General features: G+C 39.0%; 5 protein-coding genes and 1 pseudogene. 1 reads left to right on the top strand and 5 read right to left on the bottom strand.

Annotated elements, in window-relative coordinates; genetic code table 11:
- Positions 1 to 172, bottom strand: a pseudogene (locus HMPREF2697_RS10120) (nucleoside-diphosphate kinase); the annotation flags it as partial.
- Positions 173 to 339: 167 nt separating this feature from the next.
- Here HMPREF2697_RS10120 and HMPREF2697_RS04020 point away from each other — a divergent pair.
- Positions 340 to 1,485 carry a cobalamin-independent methionine synthase II family protein gene (locus HMPREF2697_RS04020; RefSeq protein ID WP_004182444.1) on the top strand — a complete coding sequence of 382 codons (1,146 nt, stop codon included), beginning with the start codon at positions 340 to 342 and terminating at the stop codon, positions 1,483 to 1,485.
- Between the two features lie 60 nt (positions 1,486 to 1,545).
- On the opposite strand, the gene trmFO is transcribed toward HMPREF2697_RS04020, so the two are convergent.
- The 4 genes from trmFO to HMPREF2697_RS04000 form a co-directional block, all read right to left on the bottom strand.
- Positions 1,546 to 2,889: a methylenetetrahydrofolate--tRNA-(uracil(54)-C(5))-methyltransferase (FADH(2)-oxidizing) TrmFO gene (gene trmFO / locus HMPREF2697_RS04015; protein WP_004182443.1), complete on the bottom strand. Its 1,344-nt coding sequence runs from the start codon at positions 2,887 to 2,889 to the stop codon at positions 1,546 to 1,548.
- Positions 2,890 to 3,006: 117 nt separating this feature from the next.
- Positions 3,007 to 4,383: a sensor histidine kinase gene (locus tag HMPREF2697_RS04010; protein WP_004182442.1), complete on the bottom strand. Its 1,377-nt coding sequence runs from the start codon at positions 4,381 to 4,383 to the stop codon at positions 3,007 to 3,009.
- A complete protein-coding gene (locus HMPREF2697_RS04005) occupies positions 4,374 to 5,033 on the bottom strand; it encodes a response regulator transcription factor (protein ID WP_070849724.1) in 660 nt (219 codons plus the stop codon). Before HMPREF2697_RS04005 ends, HMPREF2697_RS04010 begins: the two co-directional genes overlap by 10 nt.
- A 34-nt stretch (positions 5,034 to 5,067) precedes the next feature.
- Positions 5,068 to 5,892 carry a TraX family protein gene (locus tag HMPREF2697_RS04000; RefSeq protein ID WP_004182440.1) on the bottom strand — a complete coding sequence of 275 codons (825 nt, stop codon included), beginning with the start codon at positions 5,890 to 5,892 and terminating at the stop codon, positions 5,068 to 5,070.
- Between the last annotated feature and the right edge of the window lie 108 nt (positions 5,893 to 6,000).

Raw genomic sequence — 6,000 nt, 5'->3', positions numbered from 1 at the left:
AAAAAGGTTTATCAACCAATTGAGCATAATGTTCTTTAAGTCGTTCTTCATCAAGTGTCAGCATTTCCATTCGTTCAATAATGAAGCCACGACGTTCAATACGATCAATAACTTGTCACATCAAGTGTCGTTTTACAGCATCTGGTTTAATAATAAAAAATGTTTTTTGCATGTTCCCAACCTTCATTGTTTTCTTTTCATTCTACTATAGGAAGTATCATTTTGCAGACCAAAACCTTATATAGTCTTAAACTATACCCACAGAAAGAAAATAACTATTTTCAATCGAAATAAATAAAAAGTATTATAGTTGTAAAATCTTATTTTGAGGTGAATCTTATGACAAAATCTAAATTTCAATTAGTTGGTTCTCTCCTTCGTCCTGCAGATCTCCGTAAATACAAGGACGAAATCGAGCACCGTGACGATATCCAGTATCCTTTCTACGATGCCCTCCACGGTTATCAAGAAACTGAAACTGCAGATATTAAGCAAATTGTGGCTGACCAACAGGCTAACGGTATTGATATTCTTACTGATGGTGAGTTTGGGCGTTCTATGTGGCACTTGGACTTTGTCTGGGGTCTCAAAGGTATTGAACGCTACATTGCTGAGCACGGTTATACATTCAAAGACCACGATGGCGGACAATATGAGACTCGTAAAGATATTGGTATTCGTATCACTGAACCACTCTCAGGTAAAAACCACCATTATCTAGATATCTATAAATTGGTTAAAGCTGAAGCTGGTGATGAAGATACTAAACAAACTATCTGGGGTCCAGCTCATGCTTATACTGAACTTGCTATCTTTGACCGTTTGGCTGGTCCTGGGCAAGTCTATGAAACTAATGAAGACCTCAAAAAAGGTTTGATTAATGCCTATAAAGAATTCTTGGAAGAATACAAGGCAGTAGGTGGAAAAATCGTTCAATTTGATGACTGTCTCTGGGAACTCTTTGACCCATCAAACCCTGCAAGTTTCTTTGCGGAAGCTAATTCTGATTTGGCAGAATTGGCTGATGAGTTTGTAGCTATCAATAACGAGGTTGTAGACTATGCTCACGAACTTGGTTTAACGGTTTGGACACACAACTGTCGTGGTAACTATGAAAGCCGTTCTGCTGCCGAAGGAACTTACGAAGCCATTGCTAAGAAGTTCTTGGCAGAGCAACACTATGATCGCTTCTTCCTTGAATGGGACAGCGATACTGCTGGCGACATCAAGGCTCTCGAAGCCCTCAAAGACAGCAAGGCTGAAGTTGTACTAGGACTTTTGTCATCTAAAACAACTGAACTTGATGACGAAGAACGTGTTCTTGACTTGCTTGAAAAAGCTAGTCAAATCCTTCCTAAAGAGCGTCTCTTCCTTTCTCACCAATGTGGTTTCGCCTCATGTGACTCAGGTAATGAATTGGCAACACCACAACAATGGGCTAAAATTAAACAAGGTCAAGATATCGCTAAGAAATTCTTTGGTTAATTGAATACTTTTAGATCTGAAAAATCCCTTACCGCATTCGGTAAGGGATTTTAATGTTGACTAAGCTTGAATAAAAGGTTGTAAATCTTTAAGAGCACGCTCAGCAATTTTTTCGTAACGCTCTTTCTTGTCACGAATACGTGGACCTTCCAACTCTTTGATAATACCGAAGTTAACATTCATTGGTTGGAAATGTTTACTTTCAGCGTGAGTCACATAGTATGGAAGACTACCGATAGCTGTTGTGTGAGGGAAGATGACTTCTTCTTCACCCTTAAAGAGACGGGCAGCATTGATTCCAGCAACCAAACCTGAAGCAGCTGATTCAACATAACCTTCAACACCGGTCATTTGCCCTGCAAAGAACAAATTAGGGTTTGATTTTGATTGGAAGGTTTGTTTTAACAAATTTGGCGAATCCATGTAAGAGTTACGGTGCATAACCCCATAACGTACAAATTCAGCATTTTCAAGTCCTGGAATCATTTGGAAGACGCGCTTCTGTTCTCCCCATTTAAGGTGAGTTTGGAAACCAACGATATTATAGAGACTACCAGCCGCATTGTCCTGACGAAGCTGAACAACCGCATAAGGTGTCTTGAAATCACCGTCACGTGGCCCTTTGTAATCCTCAGGATACTCCAAACCAACCGGTTTCATAGGGCCATAGAGCATTGTCTTGATACCACGTTTAGCCATGACCTCGATAGGCATACACCCTTCGAAATACTTTTCTTTTTCAAAGGAATTCAAAGGAGCCTCTTCAGCTGTTGTCAAGGCCTCATGGAAGGCCATGAACTCTTCCTTGGTCATTGGACAGTTTAGATAAGCTGCTTCACCCTTGTCATAGCGTGACTTAAGGTAAACCTTGTTCATGTCGATAGTCGCTTTATCAACAATTGGCGCAGCTGCATCATAGAAATAGAAGCCATCTCCACCGTTAAGCTCATGGATTTTTTCAGCTAAAGCATCAGAAGTCAATGGTCCTGAGGCAATAACTGTAATGGCATCATCAGGAATTTCTGTGATTTCTTCACGAATAACTTCAATTAGTGGGTTATTTACAATTTCTGCTGTCACTGCTTCTGCATAACCTTCACGGTCCACCGCCATGGCACCACCAGCTGGCACACGGTGAGCTTCTCCATTGCGCATAATGATAGAGTCCAAGCGACGCATTTCTTCTTTAAGAAGCCCTACAGCATTGGTCAAGCTATCTCCACGGAAAGAATTAGAGCAAACCAACTCTGCAAAATTTGTTGTCTTATGCTGAGGTGTTGCTTTGACCCCACGCATTTCATAAAGTTTTACTGGAATACCACGTTTGGCAATCTGATAAGCCGCCTCGGATCCGGCCAAACCAGCTCCAATCACGTTAATATAATCTGCTTTTGATTGAGACATGACACTAATACCTCTTCGGGAACAAGATAAAATCCTGCTCCCACAAATCTTTCTTCATTTTTACTCTTAGTAGTATAGCAAAAAACTCCTCATCTGGCGACTAGGAGTCATCTGTATTTAAAGGGTTAAAATGATAGTCACTTTAGCACCACCCGTGCCATTGTCGTTTGAAAGAGAAAGACTACCGTGGTGTAAGCGAATAATATCATTAGCAATAGTCAGACCAAGTCCACTATGATTGCGGCTCTGTCTACTTTTATCCTCTTGATAAAAGAGCTGAGTGGCCTTTTCAAGTGATTCAAGGGAAAATCCAGGACCAAAATCAAGGCAGATAAACTTGAACTCATCTTCTTCTACCCTAGCAGTTAAGAGCAACTGACTACCACTTGGCGTATGCTCTACCGCATTCGAAAGGATATTCATAAAAGCTCGATTTAACAAGGAGCTGTCCCAATTGCCTTTGGTTTCTTCCTCAATTTCTTTCTTGTCAAATACCACTTTGATTTGTTTCATTTGTGCTAATGACAGGGTTTGATCGTAAATGTCTTCAACAAATTCCTTAACTGGAATTTCTTCAAGCGTCAAGGTTTTCTTTAAACTCGTTTTGTTGAGTTCGGACAACTCTCTCACATAAGCATCAACCTGTGCAATCCCTTTTTGAAAATGCTCTAACAAATCCGTCTGTTCTGCATCTAAGGGCGTCATAGCTAAGAGTTCCGCATTCCCACGGGCAACTGTCAGTGGCGTCTTTAAATCATGTGTCAGAGCAGAAATCTGATTTTGTTTATCTTGCTCTGCCTTCCAATTTTCCATCAAAGACTCACGAAGTGCTACTCGCATATGATCCAAACCACTTAACACTTGATTAAATTCCTTAATTGTAGACTGAGAAGTTTGAAAATCCAAATCTTGCTCTGCTATTTTCTCTGTTGCCTTCAATATTGTGCTTAACTCTCGACTCAATTTACTAGCATAGTAAAAAGTTAAAGTAATAAATATGAGTAGTATAGACACCATCATTGAGCCAATCATCAATAGATCAGCATTGGGAAAATGCTGGTTCATCCAGTCATTACGGTACCGAGGTGATAGTTGATAATTGACAATGACGATGCCATCAGACCGTTCAAATGACTGAAAATAGCCATATTTGCCACCATGAACATTCTTGAATTGGTAATCTAGCAAGGATTCTTCTTGCAAATTATCTGGCATGTTAGACTTCTTAAGCTTAAAATCCCTAGTCAAGAAGACATAGCTTGTACCATCAGGCAAGACATCTGGATTAAAGACCTTAGAAGTTTCAATTTCATTCCTGACAGCAGACAAATCACTTTCTACCTGATTTGCTGGAAACACAACGCCAAAACGATAAGACAAGCTGAACAAAGACAAAATAAGCAGGCTACTGATTGCTGATAGAACTGTAAGACTGACGACATAAGATAATAAGATTGTTCTTAGAGAGTGTTCTCGTTTTTTAATTAGTGCCACTTGTAACCAATCCCCCAGACTGTTTCAATAGGATTTTGCCCAACATTTTTGAGCTTTGCACGGATATTTTTGATATGTTCAGCCACTGCTGTCGGACTCCCTTTATCCTCATAGCCGTACAAATGCGTGTAGATTTGCTCTTTGGAAAAGACTTGGCCCTTATTTTCAGCCAGAAACTGACAAATACGATATTCTGACCTAGTCAAATCTAACAACTGATTCTCAACATAAAGCTCCTGAGCAGACAAATCAAACTGAATATTTTCAATTAATAGCTTATGGTGGCGCTCACGATGTTCACGTCTCAAGTGAGCAGCCACACGCGCTTGAAGTTCTTTAATCCCAAATGGCTTACAAATATAATCATCTGCACCATAAGTCAACCCCTGGACAATATCTGCCTCTTGTGTTTTAGCTGTAATAAAGAGTATAGGACAACCCACCTGATCCCGAATGTCATGACAAAACTGGAGACCGTCAACATCAGGCATCATAATATCCAGTAAAATCAAGTCAAACCGTGGCAACGAGTTCTTATCCAAATCTAAAACACTTGTAAGCCCCGTCACCTTATGATTTTGGAGCTCTAAAGCCTTTACAACAAATTGAACAATATCTTCCTGATCATCAACGACAAGTATCTGAGCCATAACCTCTCCTTTCATACAAAGTACCCTTATCATATCATCTATAGAAGATAACTGACAAGGCGTAAAGTAGATAAATATGTGTTGGGTAAAAGACATAGAACAAATATTTTGACCCTTTACCTCTTTGACCGTTATAACAAAGCATTAAGGGAGCTGCAAATATTTCCATCCATTCAATGTATTTAAACATTAAATCGTGAAAAGAAGGTCTACTTAGAACAATCGCTATTAGTGCCCAAACTAGACTAACACTCACAAAAGCAAGCACTTCTTTCTTAAGATTCTTGTGACAAAGATACATAGCGATACCAGTCAAAAGTAACCACGTTCCTCCATCGCTGATAAATGTATGAACTGGTAGCACTGTAAAATTGAGTAATTTAAGTAGAAAACCTAACATAGGTTTGTTCACACTTAGCAGATAAAAAGGCAACATTAGCAATGGGAGTAATATTGGAAAAAGTAAGGTTGGGATTCCTTTTAGATATTTCCTTTCTTGAATCCAAGCGATACCTTGAAGAGCAACGAGCAAGATAACGAATGATGACAACATCATATTTTGTGGAAAGAAACCATCTGGCCTTACAAGAGGATGTAAAAAATTATAAAATCCAAACTGAATCAATCCCATCAAAATAGCTAAAGCATAAATCCTTAGGAAGTATTTTTTTCGATTGTGTGTATGGACGAAACCTTCAATCACAGCAAATAGAAATAAGGGGGCCGCTAATCTCCCAATCATAGTAAACCAAATGGGTATTTTTCCTGTATATTCAAAAAAATATTGAATATGGTCGAATACCATAGTAATTAGGGCTATATATTTGAGTTGGAAACCTGATAGACTAAAACGTTTCATAATAACTCTCCTTTCTTTTCATCCTTAGTATAAAAAACAAATTAACTAACATAGTTTACTTTTCCGACAAACTACTAACCAAATTTTAGGATAACCACGAAAGACTAA

It is taken from the genome of Streptococcus sp. HMSC064D12 (genome assembly GCF_001837205.1).
GTDB classification, from domain to species: Bacteria; Bacillota; Bacilli; order Lactobacillales; family Streptococcaceae; genus Streptococcus; species Streptococcus salivarius_D.
The sequence above is the reverse complement of the archived record's forward strand: the minus strand, read 5'-3'. Positions and strand labels throughout refer to the sequence as shown.